Origin of the sequence: Streptomyces sp. DvalAA-43 (assembly GCF_900091725.1) — a bacterium.
Classification (GTDB): Bacteria; Actinomycetota; Actinomycetes; order Streptomycetales; family Streptomycetaceae; genus Streptomyces; species Streptomyces pulveraceus.
Window position 1 is genome coordinate 39,064 of record NZ_FMBW01000045.1, and the last position, 20,902, is coordinate 59,965.

Here is a 20,902-nt window from a genome sequence, read left to right on the forward strand (position 1 = left end):
GCCACCCGGCCCTTGGCCGGACCGCGGACGTCTCCGGTCAGTTGTGGCCGAAGCGCCGCTGGTGCTTACGGGCAACATCAGCAGGGCTGCCCTGGGCCTGCGACTGAGGCTGTATCTGCGACTCGTACGAGGTCGCCGCGCCTTCTTCCGCGCCGCGCTCCGGACCGGACGCGCGGTTCTGCCGGCTGCCCTGCTTGCGGTTCTTGTTCTTGGCCATGGTCTTCCTCCTGTGGGGACTCTCGGGGCCAGGACCGCGTTCAGATTCACATAGCGGGACATGCCGTGCATGTTGGATCATTACCGTGCGTAGTGAGGATGCGGGACGCGTCGTTTTCCCGATCCGCCACGCCGATGATCGAGTTCCGGACGTCAAGCCCTGCGCGGTCGGGCAGACTCGAAGGAAACCCTTGGCAAGGACCGCACCCGAACTTCTGGAAGAGGGTGGATCGCGTGGACCGTTGCGTCGTCCTGGTGGACGCCGGCTACTTGCTGGGCGCAGCCGCGAGCCTGCTGGCCGGGGAGCCCGCCCGTTCCCGCATCACCGTCGACCACGCGGCCCTCATCCGGGGCCTGCGCGAGCGCGCCGAGGCCGATACGCAGCAGCCGCTGCTGCGGATCTACTGGTTCGACGGCGCCCCCGACCGCGTTCCCCAGCCCGAGCACCGCAGACTCCGCGTGATGCCCAGGGTGACCGTCCGGCTCGGCGCCCTCACTCGTAGTGACGGGCGCTGGGCGCAGAAGGGCGTCGACGCCGCCATGCACGCCGAACTCACCGAGCTGGCCAGGAACCGGGCCTGCTCCGACGTGGTGCTGGTGACCGGCGACGGGGACCTGCTGCCCGGCCTGATGTCCGCCAAGGAACACGGCGTCGCCGTCCATCTGTGGGCCGTCCAGGCCGCCGACGGCGACTACAACCAGTCCGAGGACCTGGTGGCCGAGGCCGACGAACGCAGGGTGCTCGACCGGGCCTGGATCACCCAGGCGGTACGGCCCAGGGAGACCGGCGGTGTCTGCGCCCCGCCGCCCGTGCCCCGCCCGGAGATCGCCGCGATCCTCTCCGCGCCGCTGCCCGAGGCCGCCCTCGCCGCCTCCGCCGAGCGGGCCTCGGAGGCCAGGGCGGCGGAGGCGGCGGGCGACGCCCCGGCACAGCCCGAGGAAGGCGCCGCCACCGACCGGCCCGCGCACGGTGGCCGGGCCGTCCCCACCCCCAAGGACCTGGCGGGCAGCCTGCGCGGCCCCGGCACCCCGCCCGACCGCCACCTCCCCCAGCCGACGCCCGCCGCGACCCTGCGCTGGTCCTCCGACAAGAGCTGGACGGAGCGCGGCGGACCGCTGGGCGAGCCCGCCGAGACCGCCTCCCTGCCGACGCTGGCCCAGCTCACCAGCGCCGAGCAGCGCTGGGCGGACCGCGAGGAGGACATCACCACCGTCGGCGGCGACCCCTTCGAGGTCGGCCAGGTCTTCGCCCGTCGCTGGATGGAGCGACTCCCGGAGACCGTCCATCTGCAGAAGCTGTCGACCATGTATCCGCGCATCCCGCACCGCATCGACGGCGAGCTGCTGCGCTACGCGGCACGGTTCGGCCTGCTCGCCCACAAGGACGACCAGATCGACGAGCACGACCGCTACGCGATCCGGGCGGGATTCTGGCGGGAGATCGATGTACGCGCCGCGGCCGAGCACACCCCCGCGGCGGAGCGCACCGCCCCGTCCACGGGCTGACGGCCGGGCGGGACGACGGGCGGGCGACCCGGCCGCCGATCACCGCGCCGGCCCCCGGCCGGTGTGGCCCCGGGCGCAATCCGGGGCATCCGACCCCGTACTCTCGTACCTCGTGAGTACGGGCACAGCACAGGCGCAGACGGCGACCGGGACCGTGTGCGCGGTGCGTGATCTGGTCAAGACCTATCCCGCCGTCCGCGGCCGCCGCGGAACACCCGCCGCACCCGAGGTCCGTGCCACCGACGGGATCAGCCTGGACGTGCGGCGCGGCGAGATCTTCGGCCTCCTCGGCCCCAACGGCGCCGGCAAGTCCAGCCTGGTGCGGCAGCTCACCGGGCTGATGCGCCCCGACTCCGGCAGCGTCACCGTGCTGGGCCACGACCTCGTGCGCCATCCCGAGCGGGCCTCCCGGCTGATCGGCTACCTCGGGCAGGAGTCCACCGCCCTCGACGAGCTGACCGTGTCGCTCGCCGCCGAGACCACCGGACGGCTGCGCGGCCTCACGGCGGCGGACGCCCGCGCCGAGCGCGACGCCGTGCTCGGCGAACTGGGCCTCACCGAGATCGCCGGACGCCCCCTGAAGAGGCTCTCCGGGGGACAGCGGCGGCTCGCCTGCTTCGCGGCCGCGCTGGTCGGCGAGCGGCCGGTGCTGGTGCTGGACGAGCCGACGACCGGCATGGACCCCGTCGCCCGGCGGGCCGTCTGGGCCGCCGTGGACCGGCGCAGGGCCGAGCGCGGCACCACGGTGCTGCTCGTCACCCACAACGTCATCGAGGCCGAGACGGTCCTCGACCGGGTCGCCGTGATCGAACGCGGCCGGGTCATCGCCTGCGACACCCCGACCGGGCTCAAGGAACGCGTCGCGGGCGAGGTCCGGGTCGAGCTGGTGTGGCGCGAACGGGCGCCCCTGGACGTACCGGAAGTGGCCGCGCTGCGCGGCTCGGCCCAGGAGTCCGGGCGGCGCTGGGTGCTGCGGCTCGCCCCCGACGAGGCACGGGCGGCGGTCGCCGCGGTGACCGGCGGCGCGGCCTTCGCCGCACTCGACGACTTCACGCTGGCGACGCCCAGCCTGGAGGACGTCTATCTCGCGCTCGGCGGGGACGCGACCAAGGGGCTGGTGAAGTCATGACCGCGGTGAGCGGGACGACCGGGTGCGGATGCGTGGCCGGGCAGGGAGCGAACAGGAGCAGCGCCAGGTGACGAGCATCGTTCCCGCGCACGCGGTGACCGGACCCGTCCGGGCCCCGGAGGACAGCCGTGCCGGGTCCCTCGGCGACGGCTCCGGGGGTGCGGGGGAGCCCGCGCCGCTCGCGCCGCGGGCCCGGCTGTTCCCCTCGCTCGCGGCCGTCTACCGTGCCCAGCTGTCCCGGGCCAGGGTCGCCCGTATCCCGCTGCTCTTCGTCGCGACGTTCCAGTCCGTCGGGATCATGGTGCTGATGCGCGGGGTCGTCGACGGCGGCTCCGAGGCACGGGCCGTCGTCGCCGGTTCCAGCGTCCTCGTCGTGGCCTTCGTGGCGCTCAATCTCCTCGCCCAGTACTTCGGGCAGCTGCGGGCCGGCGGCGGGCTCGACCACTACGCCACCCTGCCGGTGCCGCCCGCCGCGGTGGTGCTCGGTGCCGCCGGGGCGTACGCCTCCTTCACCGTGCCCGGCACGATCGTCACGGCCGTGACGGGGAGCGTGCTGTTCGGGCTGCCGCTGACCCATCTGTGGGTGCTCGTCGCCGTCATCCCGCTCTCCGGGGCGGCGCTCTCCGGGCTCGGCGCGGCGCTGGGGCTGCTCGCGCCCCGGCAGGAGCTGGCCACGCTCCTCGGCCAGCTGGGCATGTCGGCGGCGCTGCTGCTCGGTGTGCTCCCGGCCGACCGGCTGCCCGCGCCGGTCGGCTGGGCGCGCGATCTGCTGCCCTCGACCTACGGTGTCGAGGCGCTCTCGCGGTCCTTCGACGCCCGGCCGGACTGGGCGGTCGTCGCGCTGGACCTCGCCGTCTGCGCGGTGGTCGGCCTGCTCTCGCTGGCCGTGGCGACCTGGGCGTACCGCAGGGCAGCGGTCCGGTGAGGCGCGGCGCGGGGGCGCCTGGCACGATGGCACGGTGACCGCACCTCTGACGCCGCCTCACCAGCCCTCGTCCAACGACCCCTGGCAGACCCCGCCGAACTGGGGCGGCCCGGGGGGCTCGCACCTGATCGGTGCGCACCAGCCGGGAGGGCTGCCGGGAGCGCCCGAGGAGAAGGCGCTCGCGCCGGAACTGCGCCGGGCCGCGGTCGTCGCCCTGCTCCTCACCGTCTGCGGTGTCGCGCTCGGGTTCCTCTGGCTGTGGCTGGCGCCGAGGGTTCCGCTGATCTCCGACAGCACCGCCGTCTTCCTGAACGACAGCGAGGGCGAGGAGGCGATCGGCGCCGACGGTACGTTCGTGCTGCTGGGCCTGGCCTTCGGGGCGGTCTCCGCGGCGCTGGTCTTCTGGTTCCAGCGGCGCGGCGGGATCGCCCTGGTGGTGGCGCTCGCGCTGGGCGGGCTGCTCGGTTCGCTGCTGGCCTGGCGGCTGGGGGTGTGGCTCGGGCCGACCCAGGACGTGGTCGCGCACGCGCGGGCGGTCGGCAAGGGAGTGGTCTTCGACGCGCCGCTCCAGCTGCGGGCGAAGGGGGCGTTGCTGGCGTGGCCGCTGGGGGCGATGGCGGTCCATCTCGCGTTGACCGCGTTGTTCGGGCCGCGGGATCCGGAGCCGGAGTGGGGGGTGTTTCCGGGTGGGCCGTGGGCGCCGGGGGCGCCTGGGGCCGGTGGGCCTGTCGCCGGGGCGCCCGGGTTCGGTGGGCCTGAGGCCGGTGGGCCCGCGGGTGGGGGCGTGCCGCCTGTGCCGCCGGCGCAGCCGTAGTTCTGGGGGTGCGGTGCGTGGTGGACGGGTGTGGGTGCGGTTGGGCCCGGTGGGTGGGCCGCTGCGCGGGGCTTGTCCGCTGCCCGCCCCTTCCCTGAACCGGGGCTCTGCCCCGGACCCCGGTCCTCAAACGCCGGACGGGCTGAATCGGGCCGACGGGCTCAATAGCGCTGACGAGCTGAGCGGCGTCGGGCGGGCGGGGCAGCGCCGGTGGGCTGGTGCCAGGAGCTGAGTAGTGCCGGACGGGCCGAGCAGCGCTGACGGGCTGAACAGCTCCGGGCGGGCCGAGCAGTGCGACGGGCTGGGTGGCGTCGGACAGGCCGAGCAGTGCCGACGGGCTGAACAGCTCCGCGCAGGCGCCCGGCTACCCCCGGCCGATTTCCGCGAACACCGCGTCCGTCAGCGATGCCAGGTCCCCGGGGGAGAGCTCGACCTCCAGGCCGCGGCGGCCCGCCGAGACGCAGATCGTTGCGTGGGAGCGTGCCGACGCGTCCAGCACCGTGCGCAGCCGCTTGCGCTGGCCCAGTGGGGAGATCCCGCCTCGTACGTAGCCGGTGGTGCGTTCCGCGGCCGCCGGGTCGGCCATGGTGGCCCGCTTGCCGCCCACCGCGGAGGCCAGGGCCTTGAGGTCCAGCGTGCCGGCCACCGGGACGACCGCCACGGTCAGGGTGCCGTCGACGTCCGCGACCAGGGTCTTGAACACCCGGTCGGGGGAGACGCCCAGCGCCTGGGCCGCCTCCTCGCCGTAGGAAGCCGATGCCGGGTCGTGGTCGTAGGAGTGGACGGTGAACGCCGTGCCGGACGCGGTCAGGGCGACCGTCGCCGGGGTGCCGCCGGACTGTTGCTGCTTCTTCGGCTTCTTCGCCACGGGGAGACGGTCCTCGGTCGGTCGACGGGGCGGTCGGATCAGTTGGGGTGGGTCGGGGCGCGGGTCAGGTCCACCGCGGGCAGGGACGGCAGATGGCGGATGACGGCGGTCTCGGAGCGCAGCAGCGTCAGTTCCTCGCGCAGCCGGGCCGCCGAGTCGGGTGCCTGGAGCAGCCGCTGTCTGGTCGGTACGTCGAACACGGCCGCCGCCGCGACCAGATAGGAGACGACCATGGGGTCGTCGGGCAGGTCGGCGCCGGTCGTGAGGGAGCGTTCGCTCGCCCCGGCCAGCCGCTTCTGGTAGGTGCGGAAGGCCCGCAGTACGCCCTCGGCGAGCGCGCCCGCCTCCTCCCCGGGCTCCTCGTCCAGCTCTTCGAGCTCGGCCGTCAGACAGGGGCCGCTCGCGTCGACGGAGAGCAGCTTGACCCGGGTGGTGCCGGTCGCCAGGACCTCGAAGCTGCCGTCCGGCCGCTCCCGGATCTTGGCCGCGTCGGCGATGCAGCCGACCTGGTGGAAGGTCTGGATCGGGTCGGGGCCGAAGCCGTCCGCGGGGCCGCGTTCGGCGGGGGTGTTCACCGCGTCCGGCATCCCGGAGCCCGTCGGGGCGGTCTCGTGGCCGTCGCGGATCGCGACCACGGCGAAGCGGCGGGGTTCGTCCTCGTCGGTCTTCAGGAGCTCACGCATCATGGCGCGATATCGCTCCTCGAAGACGTTCAGCGGCAGCACGAGGCCGGGGAACAGCACCGCGTTCAGCGGGAACAGAGGCAGGCGAGCGGTGGTCACAACGGTCAAGCGTAATGGCCGCCGGGCCCGCCGCGGTCGGCCCGTCCCGGGATCGGTGCCGCGCAGGCCACCCGGAGCCGGGTGTCGTCCCGCGCCTCCAGGAACCGGCCGAGCGGATCCTCGGAGACCGACGACCACGGGAACGACGCCGCGAGGGGCCCGATCCGCCGGAACTGCTCCAGCGCTTCCTCCCAGCGGCCCCGGGCGACCAGCACGAACGCCAGCAGATTGCGGACCTCGGCGGGCCAGGGGTCGCCCGGAGTGAACGAGGCGGACAGCTCGATGGCCAGATCCGCCGCCGCGTCGATCCGCTCCTCCTGCACCGAGGTGGTCCGTGCGCCGGGGCCCTCCATCAGCAGGGCGAACGCGGCCCGCAACGGCAGCGCCCGCACCAGCGAGCCGGGCAGCGCGTCCTCGGCCGCCCGCTCGGCGAAGTCGAAGCACTCGCGGTGCGAGCCGTACCAGGCCGCGGAGAGGTACCGCAGCGCCGCGACATGGCAGCCGTAGTGGTGCGAGGAGCGCCGTACCGCCTGCTCCCACAGCGCCTCGAACACGGTGTGCGTGGCGTGGGTGCCGCGCGCGTGGTCGAGCGCCAGGCGCCAGGGCACCGGGTCGCGCGGATCGCTCTCGGCCGCCGCCGTGATCAGCGGCCCCACCTCGCGCAGCTGCTCGGCCCGGACGGGCGACTCCCAGGCCCGGCGGACCGCCAGCTCGGCCTTGACCAGCAGCGCGTCCGGGTCGTGCGGGGCGGCGGCGAGCCAGTCGGTCAGCCAGCCGTCCCGGCTGCGGGCGAAGGTGACGAGCCGGCCGAGGTAGCGGTCCCGGTTCTCCCACTCGGCGCCGTCCCGGGTGGTGGCGAGGAGTTTCGCGGCCGGTCCGTACTCCCCGAGGGCGGCGGCGACGAGCGCCGGGGAGAGCCGCTCGTCGGGGGCGTCGAGCAGCACCTCGTCGTCCGCGGGCAGTCCGGCGGGGCGCTGGGAGCGGCGCCGGATCGTGCACGCGGCACGGAGCAGAGCACGAAGGATTGGCATGGTGCAGACCATTGAAAAGCGCTGGTCGGGACGGCGCCAGAGGTGCGCTGTGAAGCTTTGGTGCCGAGTGAAGGGGTTGTACCGGACCGAGTCAAGAAGAAGTAAAGGAAAGCGTGGAATCTGGCTTGTTCCTGATGCTCCGGCCGAGGGCGTCCGGCCGTTCGGACGCGGCTCGGGCGGCCGTTCGACCACGGCCCACGGGGCCGCGTCGACCGTTCGGCGGAAGGTGCTCCGAACGGTCCGACGCCGCACCGGCTGGTCGGCCGTGGCCGGATCCGGTCAGCCCCGGCGCAGCAGCCGCGAGGCGCCCGCCGCGACGGTGGTGGCCAGTATCCAGCCGAGCAGGACGAGCACCGCCGCCGCCCACTGCCAGCCGCCCTCCATCCGCCAGTAGCCGTCCTGGCCCAGATTGATCACCGGGATCAGCAGATCCAGCGCGTACAGCGCCGGGTTCCACTGCGGGGCCTCGTCCTGCTTGATCGCGTGCGGCACGTGCTGGGCGAAGGCCAGCGTCCCCGCAGCCCACAGCAGAGCCATCCACACCGCGGCCCGCCCCGGCCGGTAGCCGTACGCCACCGTCCAGTCCTGGAGGAAGCCCCAGAGCTTCGCCGCGAGCGGCAGCGTCTCGCGCCGCCGCCGCTGCTTGGCCAGCAGCACCTCCCGGGCGTCCGCGTCCTCCCCGCAGTTGCGCAGCACCGTCGCGAGGCGCTCGTACGGCTCCGGTACGTACTCCGGGGTCGCCGCCGCCACCCACTCCAGGCGCCGGGAGAGCGGGAAGTGTCCGTACGGGACGAGGTTCTCGTAAACGAAACCGCCCATCGCCAGCCCGCCGGGCCCCGGCCAGCTGGTCGACACGTCGATCAGCGTGACGACCCTCGCGCCGTTCAGCACGACCCGGCCCTCGTCCGGCCGTTCCGCGTTGAACCGCAGCTCCGGGGTGACGATCCGGCGCAGCGACAACTCCTCGTACCGGCCCAGCACGAACCGCGCCTTGTGCAGATCGACCGCGTCGCCGAACCGCCCGTCGTCCAGGCGCACCCCGCCGCGGCACTCGAAGACCTGCGAACGCGTGCCGTTCGCCGGGGTCGACGCCATGACGATGCCGAACGGGGGAGTGGTGCCCTGGATCCCGGTGTCGACGCTCACCCACGCCTCGCTCATGTACAGCGTCCGCTCCACGGTCAGCTGCGGGGCGTTGAGCGCGCGCCGCCCCTCGCTGCCGCGCAGTCGGCTGCCGCGCAGGCTCAGCGAACCGCCGACCTTCGCCCCGCGCAGACTCAGCTCGCCGCGCGCCTCGATCAGCTCCGCCTGGAGGTCCTGGGCGACCGCCAGCCCGTCACCGGCCAGCGCGCGCCCGCCCCGGTCCGTGCCGATCTCGATCTGGTTGATCAGCAGATCGGTGCCGATCTGCGCGTCGGTGAGCCGGATCCCGCGCGGGATCCGGCAGCGCGGCAGATGCAGATCGCCCTCGGTGCGCAGCCGGGCCGCCTCCAGCCTCGGCATCGCACAGCCGACGATCCGCAACGTCGTGAAGTGGCATTCCGGCAGCACCACCTCGTTCTCGAAGCGGCACCCGGTCATCTCCACGTACGGAGCGACGCGCCCGCCCGCGAGATCGAGCGTTCCGGTGATCCGTACTCCCCGGAGCTTCAGCGCCGCGACCCGGCCGGGCCGCGGCGGCGGACCCGAGAGCAGCAGACGGGCGACGACGCGCCCGTCCACACTGCGCTCCGGTCCCCAGACGCGCGGCGCGAACGGATCGTCCCGCGCCGGGTCGCGGGCGCGCAGATCGTAGGTACTGCCGTTCCGAAAGGCCTGCCACATGCCCAGCTCGGCCGCGCTCAGACCGTCCGGAAAATCGCCGTCGTGCGGTTCGGTCACGGGTGCCCCTTCCGCTCGGAGCTGTTCTTCCCTCTGAGTGACCATGTGAAAGCTATTGGTCAGCAGTGACGTCCGGGACATGTATCAGCCAGTGATACGGGCGACCGGACGCCGCGGGCGGTCTGCGAGAATTGCGGTGTGATCTCTCGAATCGATCTGCGCGGCGATGCCCTCCCCGAGGGCGGAGCCCTGCGCGACCTGCTGCCCCGTGCCGAGTTCGACGTGGAAGCCGCCCTGGAGACGGTGCGGCCCATCTGCGAGGACGTACGCCATCGTGGCTCCGCGGCAGTGATCGAGTGGGGGGAGAAATTCGACGGCGTACGGATCGACTCGATCCGGGTCCCGGCCGCGGCGATCGCCGAGGCCGTCGAGGGGCTCGATCCGGCCGTGTGGGCCGCCCTGGAGGAGTCGATCCGCCGCGCCCGTCTCGTCCACCGCGAGCAGCGCCGCACCACGCACACCACCCAGGTCGTCCCCGGCGGCACCGTCACCGAGAAGTGGGTACCGGTCGAGCGCGTCGGGCTCTACGTCCCGGGCGGGCGCTCCGTCTACCCCTCGTCCGTGGTCATGAACGTCGTACCGGCCCAGGAGGCGGGCGTCGAGGGCATCGCCGTCGCCTCCCCGCCGCAGAAGGACTTCGGCGGCCTGCCGCACCCCACCATCCTCGCCGCCTGCGCCCTGCTCGGCGTCGACGAGGTGTACGCGGCCGGCGGCGCCCAGGCGATCGCGATGTTCGCGTACGGAACGGCCGAATGCCGCCCGGTGGACCTCGTCACCGGCCCCGGCAACATCTACGTCGCCGCCGCCAAGCGCCTCCTCAAGGGCCGCATCGGCATCGACGCGGAGGCCGGACCCACCGAGATCGCGATCCTCGCGGACTCCACCGCCGACCCGGTCCACGTCGCCGCCGACCTGATCAGCCAGGCCGAGCACGACCCGATGGCCGCCGCCGTCCTGGTCACCGACTCCGTCGAACTGGCCGCGGCCACCGAGGCCGAGCTCAAGCCGCAGATCGCCGCGACCAAGCACGTCACCGACCGGATCGAGCCCGCCCTGGCCGGCCGCCAGTCCGCGATCGTCCTGGTCGACGACCTGGAGGACGGCCTCAGGGTCGTCGACGCGTACGCCGCCGAGCACCTGGAGATCCAGACCGCCGACGCCGCCGCCGTCGCCGACCGGGTCCGCAACGCCGGCGCCATCTTCGTCGGCCCCTGGTCCCCGGTCTCGCTCGGCGACTACTGCGCCGGCTCCAACCACGTCCTGCCCACCGGCGGCTGCGCCTGCCACTCCTCGGGCCTCTCCGTGCAGTCCTTCCTGCGCGGCATCCACATCGTCGACTACACGCGCGACGCGCTCGCCGAGGTCACCCACCACGTCGTGACCCTCGCCGAGGCGGAGGATCTCCCCGCCCACGGCGCCGCGCTCAAGGCCAGGTTCGGCGGAGAGGTCCCGCAGCAGTGACGAACGGCGACACCCCCCGCACGACCAAGCGCATCGACGATCTCCCGATCCGCGACGAACTGCGCGGCAAGTCCCCGTACGGGGCGCCGCAGCTCGACGTACCCGTGCGGCTGAACACCAACGAGAACCCCTACCCGCCGCCCGAGGCGCTCGTCGACCGGATCGCCGAGCGGGTCCGCGAGGCCGCCCGCGACCTCAACCGCTACCCCGACCGGGACGCCGTCGAGCTCCGTACCGAACTGGCCCGCTACCTCACCCGCACCGCCGGGCACGCGGTCACGGCCGCCCACGTATGGGCCGCCAACGGCTCCAACGAGGTCCTCCAGCAGCTGCTGCAGACCTTCGGCGGACCCGGCCGCACCGCGATCGGCTTCGAGCCCTCGTACTCCATGCACGCCCTCATCGCCCGCGGTACCGGCACCGGCTGGATCTCCGGACCGCGCAACGAGGACTTCACCATCGACGTCGAGGCCGCCCGCGCGGTCATCGCCGAGCTCCGCCCCGACGTCGTCTTCATCACCTCCCCCAACAACCCCACCGGCACCGCCGTCGACGCGGAGACCGTGCTCGCGCTGTACGACGCAGCCCAGGCGGCCAAGCCGTCGATGGTCGTCGTCGACGAGGCGTACGGCGAGTTCAGCCACCACGCCTCGCTGCTCCCGCTGATCGAGGGCCGGCCGAACATGGTGCTCTCGCGCACCATGTCGAAGGCGTTCGGCGCCGCCGGACTGCGCCTGGGCTACCTCGCCGCCGACCCGGCCGTGGTCGACGCGGTCCAGCTGGTCCGGCTGCCGTACCACCTCTCCTCCATCACCCAGGCCACCGCGCTCGCCGCCCTGGAGCACACCGATACGCTGCTCGGATACGTCGGCCGGCTCAAGAGCGAGCGCGACCGGATCGTCACGGAGCTGCGCGCGCTCGGCTACGACGTCACCGACTCGGACGCCAACTTCGTCCAGTTCGGCCGCTTCGCCGACAGCCACACCGTCTGGCAGCGGATCCTCGACCGGGGCGTCCTGGTCCGGGACAACGGCGTACCGGGATGGCTGCGGGTCTCCGCGGGCACCCCGGCAGAGAACGACGCGTTCCTCGACGCGGTACGCGAACTCAAGAAGGAGCACGACGCATGAGCCCCCGCGCAGGCCGCGTACCGCATCTCCCGGGGGACGACCCCCGGACCCCCAGCCGACATGGGGCCGACCGCGATCCGGCCCGGCGAGGCGAGCACAACCAAGGAGCAAACGCATGAGCCCCCGCGTAGGCCGCGTGGAACGCACCACGAAGGAAACCTCCGTACTGGTCGAGATAAACCTCGACGGCACCGGCAAGGTCGACGTGTCGACCGGGGTCGGTTTCTACGACCACATGCTCGACCAGCTCGGCCGGCACGGGCTCTTCGACCTCACGGTCAAGACCGACGGCGATCTGCACATCGACTCGCACCACACCATCGAGGACACCGCCCTCGCCCTCGGCGCCGCGTTCAAGCAGGCCCTCGGCGACAAGGTCGGCATCTACCGCTTCGGCAACTGCACCGTCCCGCTGGACGAGTCGCTCGCCCAGGTCACCGTCGACCTGTCCGGCCGCCCCTACCTGGTGCACACCGAGCCGGAGAACATGGCGCCGATGATCGGCGCGTACGACACGACGATGACCCGGCACATCCTGGAGTCCTTCGTCGCGCAGGCCCAGATCGCCCTGCACGTCCACGTGCCGTACGGGCGCAACGCCCACCACATCGTGGAGTGCCAGTTCAAGGCGCTCGCCCGCGCGCTGCGCTACGCCAGTGAGCACGACCCGCGCGCCGCGGGCATCCTCCCTTCCACGAAGGGCGCGCTGTGACCGGCCTCAACACCATCCTGATCGTCCTCGGCCTCTTCCTGGCCGGCGGCGTCTACTCCTTCTCGAAGCAGGGCATGCCCAAGGGCGTCATCGTCCTGCTCTCGATCGCCTCCGTGATGTGCCTGCTGGCAGGCATCCTGCGGATCCAGGGACTCTGGGACTGAGGAACGAGCTGTGAGCGACAACAAGAAGGTCGTCGTCTTCGACTACGGCTTCGGGAACGTCCGCTCCGCCGAGCGGGCCCTCGCCCACGTCGGCGCGGACGTCGAGATCACCCGCGACTTCGACCGGGCGATGAACGCGGACGGGCTGCTGGTCCCCGGTGTCGGTGCCTTCTCCGCCTGCATGGACGGGCTGAGGAAGGCCCGCGGGGAATGGATCATCGGCCGCAGGCTCTCCGGCGGCCGCCCCGTCATGGGCATCTGCGTCGGTATGCAGATCCTCTTCGAGCGCGGCATCGAGCACGGTGTGGAGACGGAGGGCCTGGACGAATGGCCCGGCACCGTCGCCCCGCTGAAGGCCCCGGTCGTCCCGCACATGGGCTGGAACACCGTGCGGGCCCCCGAGGACTCCCAGCTCTTCGCCGGTCTCGACCCCGAGGCCCGGTTCTACTTCGTGCACTCCTACGCGGTGCACGACTGGAGCCTGGAAGTCACCAACCCCAAGATCCGCGCCCCCCGGGTCACCTGGGCCACCCACGGCGAGCCGTTCGTCGCCGCCGTGGAGAACGGTGCTCTGTGGGCCACCCAGTTCCACCCCGAGAAGTCCGGCGATGCCGGCGCCCAGCTGCTGACCAACTGGATCGAGACGCTGTAATGCCGAAGCTTGAACTGCTCCCCGCCGTCGACGTCCGCGACGGCCAGGCCGTCCGCCTCGTGCACGGCGAGTCCGGCTCCGAGACCTCCTACGGCTCCCCGCTGGAGGCCGCCCTCGCCTGGCAGCGCGCCGGGGCCGAGTGGCTGCACCTGGTCGACCTGGACGCCGCCTTCGGCACCGGCGACAACCGGGCGCTGATCGCCGAGGTGGCCGGTGCCATGGACATCAAGGTCGAGCTGTCCGGCGGCATCCGCGACGACGCCTCGCTCGCCGCCGCCCTCGCCACCGGCTGCCGCCGGGTCAACCTCGGCACCGCCGCCCTGGAGACCCCGGAGTGGGTCGCCAAGGTCATCGCCGAGCACGGCGACCAGATCGCCGTCGGCCTCGACGTCCGCGGCACGACACTGCGCGGCCGCGGCTGGACCCGCGACGGCGGCGACCTCTACGAGACGCTCGCCCGCCTCGACTCCGAGGGCTGCGCCCGCTACGTCGTCACCGACATCGCCAAGGACGGCACGCTCCAGGGCCCCAACCTGGAGCTCCTGAAGAACGTCTGCGCCGCCACCGACAAGCCCGTCGTCGCCTCCGGCGGCGTCTCCTCGCTGGACGACCTGCGGGCCATCGCCTCGCTCGTCCCGGACGGCGTCGAGGGCGCGATCGTCGGCAAGGCGCTGTACGCGAAGGCGTTCACCCTCGAAGAAGCGCTCCAGGCGGTCTCCGGATGAGCGACTCCGTCAACCGTGTCTCCTCCGGTGCCCCGTGGGAGGAGAAGTTCGGCTACTCCCGCGCGGTGGAGCTGCCGAACGGGCTCGTCCTGGTGGCCGGCTGCACCTCGGTGGAGAACGGGGAGATCTCCGCGGGCGGCCCGTACGAGCAGGCCGTCACCTCCTTCCGGGTCGCCTTCGACGCGCTGAAGCAGCTCGGCCTGGGCCGCGAGGACGTCGTCCGCACCCGGATGTACCTCACGCACGCCCGGGACGTGGACGAGGTCGGCCGCGCCCACAAGGAGCTCTTCGACGACGTCCGCCCCGCCGCCTCGATGATCATCGTGTCCGGTCTCGTGGATCCGAGCCTGGTCGTCGAGGTCGAGGTCGAGGCGTACCGGGCAGGTGCGCGATGAGCCTCGCGGTACGCGTCATCCCCTGCCTGGACGTCGACAACGGCCGGGTCGTCAAGGGCGTCAACTTCCAGAACCTGCGCGACGCGGGCGACCCCGTCGAGATGGCGAAGCTGTACGACGCCGAGGGCGCCGACGAGCTGACCTTCCTGGACATCACCGCCTCCAGCGGCGACCGGGAGACGACCTACGACGTGGTGCGCCGCACCGCCGAGCAGGTCTTCATCCCGCTCACCGTCGGCGGCGGCGTCCGCACCGCCGACGACGTCGACAAGCTGCTGCGGGCCGGCGCGGACAAGGTCGGCGTCAACACCGCCGCCATCGCCCGCCCCGACCTCATCCGGGAGATCGCCGAGCGCTTCGGCCGCCAGGTCCTGGTGCTCTCCGTGGACGCCCGGCGCACCTCCGGGGGCACCTTCGAGGTCACCACGCACGGCGGCCGCAAGGGCACCGGCATCGACGCCGTCGAATGGGCGCACCGGGCCGCCGAGCTGGGCGCGGGCGAGATCCTGCTCAACTCGATGGACGCGGACGGCACCAAGGACGGCTACGACACCGAGATGATCACGGCGGTACGCAAGCACGTGACCGTCCCCGTCATCGCCTCCGGCGGCGCCGGCCGGCTCGCGCACTTCGCACCCGCCATCGAGGCGGGCGCCGACGCGGTGCTCGCCGCCTCCGTCTTCCACTTCGGCGATCTGCGGATCTCCGAGGTCAAGGGCGCGCTCAGGGAGGCCGGACACCCGGTCCGCTGAGCAGCCGCACCTACGAGCCCGACGCCGGGCGGAGCCGGGCAACCGGCCCCGCCCGGCGTCGGGCTTTTCCGCCGTCCCCTCCGCCGTCCAGGTGTCTCCTCGGCCGTCCGGAATCCCGCAGCTTTTATTGCGCAAGAAAGATTGCGCAAGTTTCCTTTTCCATCTACGGTCGGGGACATGGCAAGCAAGGAATCACGCCGGGTCTCGGACCTGGAGACCCTGAAGGCGTTCGGTCACCCGCTGCGGATGCGGCTCTACCGGGCGCTCTACATCGCCCGCGAGGCCACCGCCTCCCAACTGGCCGACCAGGTCGACGAGGCGGTGTCGCTGGTCAGCTACCACCTGCGCAAGCTCGCCGACCACGGCCTGATCGAGGAGGCCGAGCAGCAGGGCACGGACGGCCGCGAGCGCTGGTGGCAGCCCGCCTCGAAGGGGCTGAACTTCCACGAGGAGGACTTCGACGACGCCCCCGAGAAGGCCGCCACGCACGCCGCCGTCGGCCGGCTCTCCTTCGACCAGCACATCGAGCTGTACCGCCGCTACCTCGACTCGGCCCGGAGCTGGCCGCTGGATTGGCGCCGCGCCGCCTCCAGCTCCGAGTACCTGGCCCGGCTCACCGCCGAGGAGCTCGCCGCGCTCACCCGCGAGATGCACGAGGTCGTCGACCGGTACGAGGGCCTCGGCCGCGCCCGCGAAGAGGCCGGGGACACGGAGGGCCGCGAGAACGTCGCCGTGCACCTGTACACCTTCCCGTTCCGCCCCTGACCCGCCGCCCCGGGAGGCCGACCCCATGACCGTCACCGACACCGGAACCCCCGCACCGGCCGCCGAACGCCCCGCCCACCGCGATGCCAACGTCATGCGCTGGCTCGGCGCCTACACCGCCTCGATGATCGGCGACAGCGTCTACTACATGGCGCTCGCCTGGGCTGCCGCCCGCACCGGCAGCGACGCCCGGACCGGGATCGTCCTCGCCGTCGGCTCCATACCCCGGGCCGTGCTGATGCTCGGCGGGGGAGTGCTCGCCGACCGGATCGGCCCGCGCCGCGTCGTCATCGGCAGCGACGCCGCCCGCTGCCTGGTCGTCCTCGGCCTGGCCGGTGCGCTGCTGCTCACCTCGCCCGCCTTATGGATGCTGATCGCCGTCGCGCTCGTCTTCGGCGTGGTCGACGCCCTCTTCCTGCCCGCCGTCGGCGCCCTGCCGCCCCGGGTCACCGCCCCCGGACAGCTCGCCCGCGTCCAGGGAATGCGCGGGCTCGCCACACGTCTCGCCAATGTCGTCGGAGCCCCGCTCGGCGGCGTCGCCGTGGCCCTCGGCGGACCGACGCTCGCGTTCGCCGCGGCCGGGGTGCTCTTCGCCCTGTCGCTGCCGCTGCTCCTGTCCCTGCGGATCCGCCCGCTGCCCGACCGCAAGGACGCCGAACCGTCCGGCACCGCCTGGCACGACCTGGCCGACGGGCTGCGCCACATCCGCCGCCACCCGCTGCTCGGACCGCTGATGCTCGTCGTCGCCGTCAGCGAGCTGGGCTTCGTCGGGCCGCTCAACCTCGGCCTGATCCTGCTCGCGAAGGAGCGCCACTGGGGCGCGTCCGGCATGGGCTGGATCATCGCCGCCTTCGGTATCGGCGCCGGAGCGACGGCCCTGCTCCTCGCCGTGCGTGGCCGGGTGCCGCGCGCCGGACTGGTGATGTGCCTGGCCGTACTGACCGGTTCGGTCGCCGTCGGCGCCCTGGCCCAGCTGCCCTCGGTGGCCCTCGCCGCCACCGCCGCGCTCTGCGTCGGGCTCTTCGCCGGCCTCGGCGGCTCCCTGTGCGGGGCCCTGATCCAGACCGTCACCGAGCCCGCCTACCTCGGCCGGGTCACCTCGGTCTCGACGCTCTTCACCCACGCGATCGCCCCGCTCAGCTACCCGGTCACGGGAGCCGCCGTCGCCGCATGGGGGACCGGCCCGGTCTTCGCCGCCAGCGCCTCGCTGTGCGCCGCCGGGGCGCTGACGGGCCTGGCCTTCGTCCGGCTGCGCCGCGCGGAACTCCCGGGCTGAGCCCGCCCCCGTACGCCCTACATTCCCAGCTCCGCCGTGCGCAGCCGGTCCACCGCCTCCGTGTCGCCCTCCACGCCGACCGTCGCCGCGTCCTGCCGCCCGAACGCGAAGAGCAGCAGCTCGCCCGGCTCGCCGGTGACCGTCACCACCGGGGTGCCCTTGTGCGCCACCGCCGTCTGGCCGTCCGGGCGGCGCAGCACCAGCCCCACCGGGGACCTGCGGCCCAGCAGCCGGGCCGTCCGCTCGGCCCGCGACCACAGCACATCCGCGAAGACCGGGTCCAGCTCGCGCCGCGACCAGTCCGGCTGGGCCCGGCGGACGTCCTCCGTATGGATGTAGAACTCCACGGTGTTGGCGGCCTCGTCGATCTGCTTCAGACCGAACGGGGACATCCTCGGCGGCCCGGTACGGATCAGCTGGATCAGCTCCTCGTACGGCTTCGCCGCGTACTCCGCCTGCACCCGGTCGAGGCGGTTCTTCAGTACGCCGAGCACCGCTCCCCCCGCCGCGTCCGGCCGCCGCTCCCGGACCACCACATGGGCGGCCAGGTCCCGGGCCGTCCAGCCGTGGCACAGGGTCGGTGCCTCCGGTCCCGCCGCCTCCAACAGGTCGGCGAGCAGAAGTCGTTCGCGCTTCGCATGGGTCGACATGGTCGCCAGCGTACGACCGCCGCACGCGGTCCGCCCAGTGGACGCCGCACGGAGAGGCCCCCGCGGCCACGGCACAATGGGCGCATGACCAGCGCGCCCACGCCCAGCACTCCGCCGCCGTCCGGCAACCTCGACCCGGCCATCGCGGCCCGCCTCAAGCGCGGTGCCGACGGACTCGTCCCGGCCATCGCCCAGCAGTACGACACCGGCGAGGTGCTGATGCTCGGCTGGATGGACGACGAGGCCCTGCACCGCACCCTCACCACCGGCCGCTGCACCTACTGGTCCCGCAGCCGCCAGGAGTACTGGGTCAAGGGCGACACCTCGGGCCACATCCAGCAGGTCAAATCCGTCGCCCTCGACTGTGACGCCGACACCGTCCTCGTCCGGGTCGACCAGACGGGTGCCGCCTGCCACACCGGCGACCGCACCTGCTTCGACGCCGACGTCCTCCCGCTCGCGCAGTAAAGGGCCAGCCGCCATGGATCTCGACACCTTCCGCAAACTCGCCGTCGACCGGCGTGTCGTCCCCGTCAGCCGCAGGCTCCTCGCGGACGGCGACACCCCGGTCGGGCTCTACCGCAAACTCGCGGGCGAGCGCAGCGGCACCTTCCTCCTGGAGTCCGCGGAGAACGGCCGCACCTGGTCGCGCTACTCCTTCATCGGGGTACGCAGCGCCGCCACCCTCACCGCACGCGACGGACAGGCCCACTGGCTGGGCGTCCCGCCCGTCGGCGTCCCCGTCGACGGCGACCCGCTCCAGGCCCTGCGCGCCACCATCGAGACCCTGCACACCCCGCGCGACCTGGTCGTCGACGACGCACTTCCCCCGTTCACCGGCGGCATGGTCGGCTACCTCGGCTACGACGTCGTGCGCCGCCTGGAGAAGATCGGCGACAGCGGCGAGGACGACCTGCACGTTCCCGAACTGACGATGCTGCTCACCTCGGACCTGGCCGTGCTCGACCACTGGGACGGCAGCGTCCTGCTGATCGCCAACGCGATCAACCACAACGACCTCGCGACCGGCGTCGACGAGGCGTACGCGGACGCAGTGGCCCGCCTCGACGCCATGGAACGGGACCTCTCCCGCCCCGTCGAGAACGCCCCCGCCGCCCTCCCGCCGTCCGAGCTGCCCCCGTACACCGCGCTGTGGGGCGGGGCGGCGTACCAGGACGCCGTCGAGGACGTGAAGGAACGCATCAGGGCCGGCGAGGCCTTCCAGGTCGTCCCCTCGCAGCGCTTCGAAACCCCGTGCACGGCAAGCGCGTTGGACGTGTACCGCGTACTGCGCGCCACCAACCCGTCGCCGTACATGTACCTCTTCCGGTTCGACGGCTTCGACGTCGCGGGCTCCAGCCCGGAGGCCCTCGTCAAGGTCGAGGACGGCCGCGCCATGGTCCACCCGATCGCCGGGACCAGGCACCGCGGCGCCACCCCGCAGGAGGACCAGGCGCTCGCCGACGAACTCCTCGCCGACCCGAAGGAACGCGCCGAGCACCTGATGCTGGTCGACCTCGGCCGCAACGACCTGGGGCGGGTCTGCGCACCCGGCACCGTCGAGGTCGTCGACTTCATGTCGATCGAGCGGTACTCGCACGTGATGCACATCGTCTCCACCGTCACCGGCCGCGTCGCCGAGGGCCGTACCGCCTTCGACGTCCTCACCGCGTGCTTCCCGGCGGGCACCCTCTCCGGCGCCCCCAAGCCCCGCGCGATGCAGATCATCGAGGAGCTCGAACCGACCCGCCGCGGCCTGTACGGCGGCTGCGTCGGCTATCTCGACTTCGCCGGGGACTCCGACACCGCCATCGCCATCCGCACCGCCCTGCTCCGCGACGGCACGGCCTACGTCCAGGCCGGGGCCGGCGTCGTCGCCGACTCCGACCCGGTCGCCGAGGACACCGAATGCCGCAACAAGGCCGCGGCGGTGCTCCGCGCGGTGCATACGGCCAACCGGCTCCACAGCGCGTGAGGCGGTAGGGGATAGTGGAGTACGTGAGTGCTGTCCCCGTACCCCAGCCCCGTGCCCGAGCCGTCACCGCGTCCGACGCCTCGGGAAGCCGCCGCAGCCTGGCCGCCGGTCTGCTCCTCGGGGCGGCCGGCGCCACCGTCGTCCTGCTCGCCTCCGGCCAGACCTGGGCCGAGGGCAAGGCGTCCGTCGGCGGCGGCTCGCTGCCGCTGACCGCCGACGGCCAGGACGTCACCGGCCTCCCGGCGGCCCTCGCCATAGTGGGCCTGGCCGCCCTGGTCGCCGTCTTCGCCGTCCGTGGCGCCTCCCGGCTGCTCGTCGCCGGGCTCCTCGCCCTCAGCGGCCTCGGCGCCGGACTGAGCGCCTGCCTCGGCGCCGCCGACAGCGCGGCGCTCGACGAGAAGGCCGCCCAGACCACCGGCGACGCCTCGGCGACCATCGGCGCCCTCGCCCACACCGCATGGCCCTACGTCACCGCGGCCGGCGGCCTGCTGATCCTGCTCGCCGGGCTGCTCGCCCTGCGGTACGGGAAGCTCTGGCCCACCATGTCGGGACGGTACGAACGGGACGGCACCCCCCGCCCCCGCAAGGCCGCCCGCGCCACCGTGGACCCGGACCGGCCCGAGGACCTCTGGAAGGCCCTGGACCGCGGCGAGGACCCGACGCGCGAGGCATGACCCCCAGCTCACGTCGTACCCGCACGTACGGGACAATGAAGCCGAGCTCTCAGCACAGCGGCACCAACAGCGGCACCAGCTTTGCGTACAGCGATACCAACAGCGCAACACCAACAAGGAGCAACTCATGGCGGGCAGCAGCCACGGACACACCCCGGCCGCCTGGACCGGTGTCATCATCTCCTTCATCGGCTTCTGCGTCGCAGGCGTCTTCATGGTCGCGGCCAACCCCGTCGGCTTCTGGGCCGGAATCGCCGTCGTCCTCCTCGGCGGGGTCATCGGTCTCGCGATGAAGGCCGCAGGTCTCGGCATGCCGAAGGAGTCGGCGGAGATGGCCCAGGCGCGGGCCCGCGCCGGACAGGCACAGCTCTCCTGACGCCACGCGGCACCCGTTCGCACACGAGGCGCAGCCCGGACCG

The 20,902-nt window shown here is 73.1% G+C and carries 24 protein-coding genes; 18 read left to right on the forward strand and 6 right to left on the reverse strand.

The features are described from left to right. Positions 1–37: 37 nt before the first annotated feature. The gene (locus tag GA0115234_RS19690) at positions 38–217 is read right to left on the reverse strand and encodes a hypothetical protein (protein WP_093543472.1); all 180 of its coding nucleotides are present in this window, start codon (positions 215–217) and stop codon (positions 38–40) included. Positions 218–441: 224 nt separating this feature from the next. Here GA0115234_RS19690 and GA0115234_RS19695 point away from each other — a divergent pair, with 224 nt between their 5' ends. The 4 genes from GA0115234_RS19695 to GA0115234_RS19710 all read left to right on the forward strand — a co-directional run bounded on the left by GA0115234_RS19695 (position 442) and on the right by GA0115234_RS19710 (position 4,590). Then, on the forward strand, positions 442–1,722 hold the full coding sequence (locus GA0115234_RS19695) for an NYN domain-containing protein (protein ID WP_093543473.1): 1,281 nt from the start codon (positions 442–444) through the stop codon (positions 1,720–1,722). A gap of 154 nt (positions 1,723–1,876) precedes the next feature. Next, positions 1,877–2,851 (forward strand): ABC transporter ATP-binding protein, encoded by a 975-nt coding sequence (locus GA0115234_RS19700; protein ID WP_176729216.1) that lies wholly within the window; start codon positions 1,877–1,879, stop codon positions 2,849–2,851. 28 nt (positions 2,852–2,879) lie between these two features. Further along, a complete protein-coding gene (locus GA0115234_RS19705; RefSeq protein WP_093543476.1) occupies positions 2,880–3,776 on the forward strand; it encodes an ABC transporter permease in 897 nt (298 codons plus the stop codon). Positions 3,777–3,810: 34 nt separating this feature from the next. After that, entirely contained in the window at positions 3,811–4,590 is a 780-nt protein-coding gene (locus tag GA0115234_RS19710) for an ABC transporter permease (RefSeq protein WP_093543478.1), read from the forward strand. Positions 4,591–4,954: 364 nt separating this feature from the next. On the opposite strand, the gene ybaK is transcribed toward GA0115234_RS19710, so the two are convergent. From ybaK to GA0115234_RS19730, 4 genes are all read right to left on the reverse strand, one after another. Next, positions 4,955–5,458, reverse strand: a complete 504-nt coding sequence (gene ybaK / locus GA0115234_RS19715; protein ID WP_093543479.1) for a Cys-tRNA(Pro) deacylase — start codon at positions 5,456–5,458, stop codon at positions 4,955–4,957. A gap of 38 nt (positions 5,459–5,496) precedes the next feature. After that, complete coding sequence (locus GA0115234_RS19720) at positions 5,497–6,240, reverse strand: LON peptidase substrate-binding domain-containing protein (protein WP_093543481.1); 744 nt, start codon at positions 6,238–6,240, stop codon at positions 5,497–5,499. Positions 6,241–6,245: 5 nt separating this feature from the next. Then, positions 6,246–7,283: a hypothetical protein gene (locus GA0115234_RS19725; protein WP_093543483.1), complete on the reverse strand. Its 1,038-nt coding sequence runs from the start codon at positions 7,281–7,283 to the stop codon at positions 6,246–6,248. A 267-nt stretch (positions 7,284–7,550) separates the two neighbouring features. After that, positions 7,551–9,152, reverse strand: a complete 1,602-nt coding sequence (locus tag GA0115234_RS19730; RefSeq protein WP_093543485.1) for an oxidoreductase — start codon at positions 9,150–9,152, stop codon at positions 7,551–7,553. A 138-nt stretch (positions 9,153–9,290) separates the two neighbouring features. Between GA0115234_RS19730 and hisD the strand changes: the two genes are divergently transcribed. The 10 genes from hisD to GA0115234_RS19775 all read left to right on the forward strand — a co-directional run bounded on the left by hisD (position 9,291) and on the right by GA0115234_RS19775 (position 17,184). Next, positions 9,291–10,613 (forward strand): histidinol dehydrogenase, encoded by a 1,323-nt coding sequence (hisD, locus tag GA0115234_RS19735; RefSeq protein WP_093543486.1) that lies wholly within the window; start codon positions 9,291–9,293, stop codon positions 10,611–10,613. Next, positions 10,610–11,743, forward strand: coding sequence for a histidinol-phosphate transaminase (locus tag GA0115234_RS19740; protein WP_370804533.1), 1,134 nt, complete (start codon positions 10,610–10,612; stop codon positions 11,741–11,743). Before hisD ends, GA0115234_RS19740 begins: the two co-directional genes overlap by 4 nt. A gap of 115 nt (positions 11,744–11,858) precedes the next feature. Next, complete coding sequence (gene hisB / locus GA0115234_RS19745) at positions 11,859–12,455, forward strand: imidazoleglycerol-phosphate dehydratase HisB (RefSeq protein ID WP_072483182.1); 597 nt, start codon at positions 11,859–11,861, stop codon at positions 12,453–12,455. Beyond that, positions 12,452–12,619 carry a hypothetical protein gene (locus GA0115234_RS42360; RefSeq protein ID WP_176729214.1) on the forward strand — a complete coding sequence of 56 codons (168 nt, stop codon included), beginning with the start codon at positions 12,452–12,454 and terminating at the stop codon, positions 12,617–12,619. Before hisB ends, GA0115234_RS42360 begins: the two co-directional genes overlap by 4 nt. A gap of 10 nt (positions 12,620–12,629) precedes the next feature. After that, complete coding sequence (hisH, locus tag GA0115234_RS19750; RefSeq protein WP_093543488.1) at positions 12,630–13,271, forward strand: imidazole glycerol phosphate synthase subunit HisH; 642 nt, start codon at positions 12,630–12,632, stop codon at positions 13,269–13,271. Further along, positions 13,271–13,996 carry a bifunctional 1-(5-phosphoribosyl)-5-((5-phosphoribosylamino)methylideneamino)imidazole-4-carboxamide isomerase/phosphoribosylanthranilate isomerase PriA gene (priA, locus tag GA0115234_RS19755; protein WP_093543489.1) on the forward strand — a complete coding sequence of 242 codons (726 nt, stop codon included), beginning with the start codon at positions 13,271–13,273 and terminating at the stop codon, positions 13,994–13,996. The genes hisH and priA overlap by 1 nt, the downstream gene beginning before the upstream one ends. Then, positions 13,993–14,391, forward strand: a complete 399-nt coding sequence (locus tag GA0115234_RS19760; RefSeq protein WP_093543491.1) for a RidA family protein — start codon at positions 13,993–13,995, stop codon at positions 14,389–14,391. The genes priA and GA0115234_RS19760 overlap by 4 nt, the downstream gene beginning before the upstream one ends. Next, entirely contained in the window at positions 14,388–15,143 is a 756-nt protein-coding gene (gene hisF / locus GA0115234_RS19765) for an imidazole glycerol phosphate synthase subunit HisF (protein ID WP_093543492.1), read from the forward strand. Before GA0115234_RS19760 ends, hisF begins: the two co-directional genes overlap by 4 nt. A 177-nt stretch (positions 15,144–15,320) precedes the next feature. Next, complete coding sequence (locus tag GA0115234_RS19770; protein ID WP_093543494.1) at positions 15,321–15,908, forward strand: ArsR/SmtB family transcription factor; 588 nt, start codon at positions 15,321–15,323, stop codon at positions 15,906–15,908. A 25-nt stretch (positions 15,909–15,933) separates the two neighbouring features. Continuing rightward, the gene (locus GA0115234_RS19775; protein ID WP_093543496.1) at positions 15,934–17,184 is read left to right on the forward strand and encodes an MFS transporter; all 1,251 of its coding nucleotides are present in this window, start codon (positions 15,934–15,936) and stop codon (positions 17,182–17,184) included. Positions 17,185–17,201: 17 nt separating this feature from the next. On the opposite strand, the gene GA0115234_RS19780 is transcribed toward GA0115234_RS19775, so the two are convergent. After that, on the reverse strand, positions 17,202–17,834 hold the full coding sequence (locus tag GA0115234_RS19780; protein WP_093543498.1) for a TIGR03085 family metal-binding protein: 633 nt from the start codon (positions 17,832–17,834) through the stop codon (positions 17,202–17,204). A gap of 84 nt (positions 17,835–17,918) precedes the next feature. Between GA0115234_RS19780 and hisI the strand changes: the two genes are divergently transcribed. From hisI to GA0115234_RS19800, 4 genes are all read left to right on the forward strand, one after another. After that, positions 17,919–18,302: a phosphoribosyl-AMP cyclohydrolase gene (hisI, locus tag GA0115234_RS19785; protein WP_093543499.1), complete on the forward strand. Its 384-nt coding sequence runs from the start codon at positions 17,919–17,921 to the stop codon at positions 18,300–18,302. After that, positions 18,238–19,809: an anthranilate synthase component I gene (locus GA0115234_RS19790; RefSeq protein WP_305123103.1), complete on the forward strand. Its 1,572-nt coding sequence runs from the start codon at positions 18,238–18,240 to the stop codon at positions 19,807–19,809. The genes hisI and GA0115234_RS19790 overlap by 65 nt, the downstream gene beginning before the upstream one ends. Before the next feature lie 14 nt (positions 19,810–19,823). Then, complete coding sequence (locus GA0115234_RS19795; RefSeq protein ID WP_093543502.1) at positions 19,824–20,483, forward strand: TIGR02234 family membrane protein; 660 nt, start codon at positions 19,824–19,826, stop codon at positions 20,481–20,483. Positions 20,484–20,610: 127 nt separating this feature from the next. Continuing rightward, positions 20,611–20,859, forward strand: a complete 249-nt coding sequence (locus GA0115234_RS19800; protein ID WP_093543504.1) for an HGxxPAAW family protein — start codon at positions 20,611–20,613, stop codon at positions 20,857–20,859. The last annotated feature ends 43 nt before the right edge of the window (positions 20,860–20,902 follow it).

Excerpts from the sequence above, each read along its gene's own strand:
- GA0115234_RS19690 (WP_093543472.1), bottom strand. The coding sequence starts at position 217 with ATGGCCAAGAACAAGAACCGCAAGCAGGGCAGCCGGCAGAACCGCGCG.
- GA0115234_RS19705 (WP_093543476.1), top strand. The coding sequence starts at position 2,880 with ATGCGTGGCCGGGCAGGGAGCGAACAGGAGCAGCGCCAGGTGACGAGC.
- GA0115234_RS19725 (WP_093543483.1), bottom strand. The coding sequence starts at position 7,283 with ATGGTCTGCACCATGCCAATCCTTCGTGCTCTGCTCCGTGCCGCGTGC.
- hisB (WP_072483182.1), top strand. The coding sequence starts at position 11,859 with ATGAGCCCCCGCGTAGGCCGCGTGGAACGCACCACGAAGGAAACCTCC.
- priA (WP_093543489.1), top strand. The coding sequence starts at position 13,271 with ATGCCGAAGCTTGAACTGCTCCCCGCCGTCGACGTCCGCGACGGCCAG.
- GA0115234_RS19760 (WP_093543491.1), top strand. The coding sequence starts at position 13,993 with ATGAGCGACTCCGTCAACCGTGTCTCCTCCGGTGCCCCGTGGGAGGAG.
- hisF (WP_093543492.1), top strand. The coding sequence starts at position 14,388 with ATGAGCCTCGCGGTACGCGTCATCCCCTGCCTGGACGTCGACAACGGC.
- GA0115234_RS19770 (WP_093543494.1), top strand. The coding sequence starts at position 15,321 with ATGGCAAGCAAGGAATCACGCCGGGTCTCGGACCTGGAGACCCTGAAG.
- GA0115234_RS19775 (WP_093543496.1), top strand. The coding sequence starts at position 15,934 with ATGACCGTCACCGACACCGGAACCCCCGCACCGGCCGCCGAACGCCCC.
- GA0115234_RS19780 (WP_093543498.1), bottom strand. The coding sequence starts at position 17,834 with ATGTCGACCCATGCGAAGCGCGAACGACTTCTGCTCGCCGACCTGTTG.
- hisI (WP_093543499.1), top strand. The coding sequence starts at position 17,919 with ATGACCAGCGCGCCCACGCCCAGCACTCCGCCGCCGTCCGGCAACCTC.
- GA0115234_RS19800 (WP_093543504.1), top strand. The coding sequence starts at position 20,611 with ATGGCGGGCAGCAGCCACGGACACACCCCGGCCGCCTGGACCGGTGTC.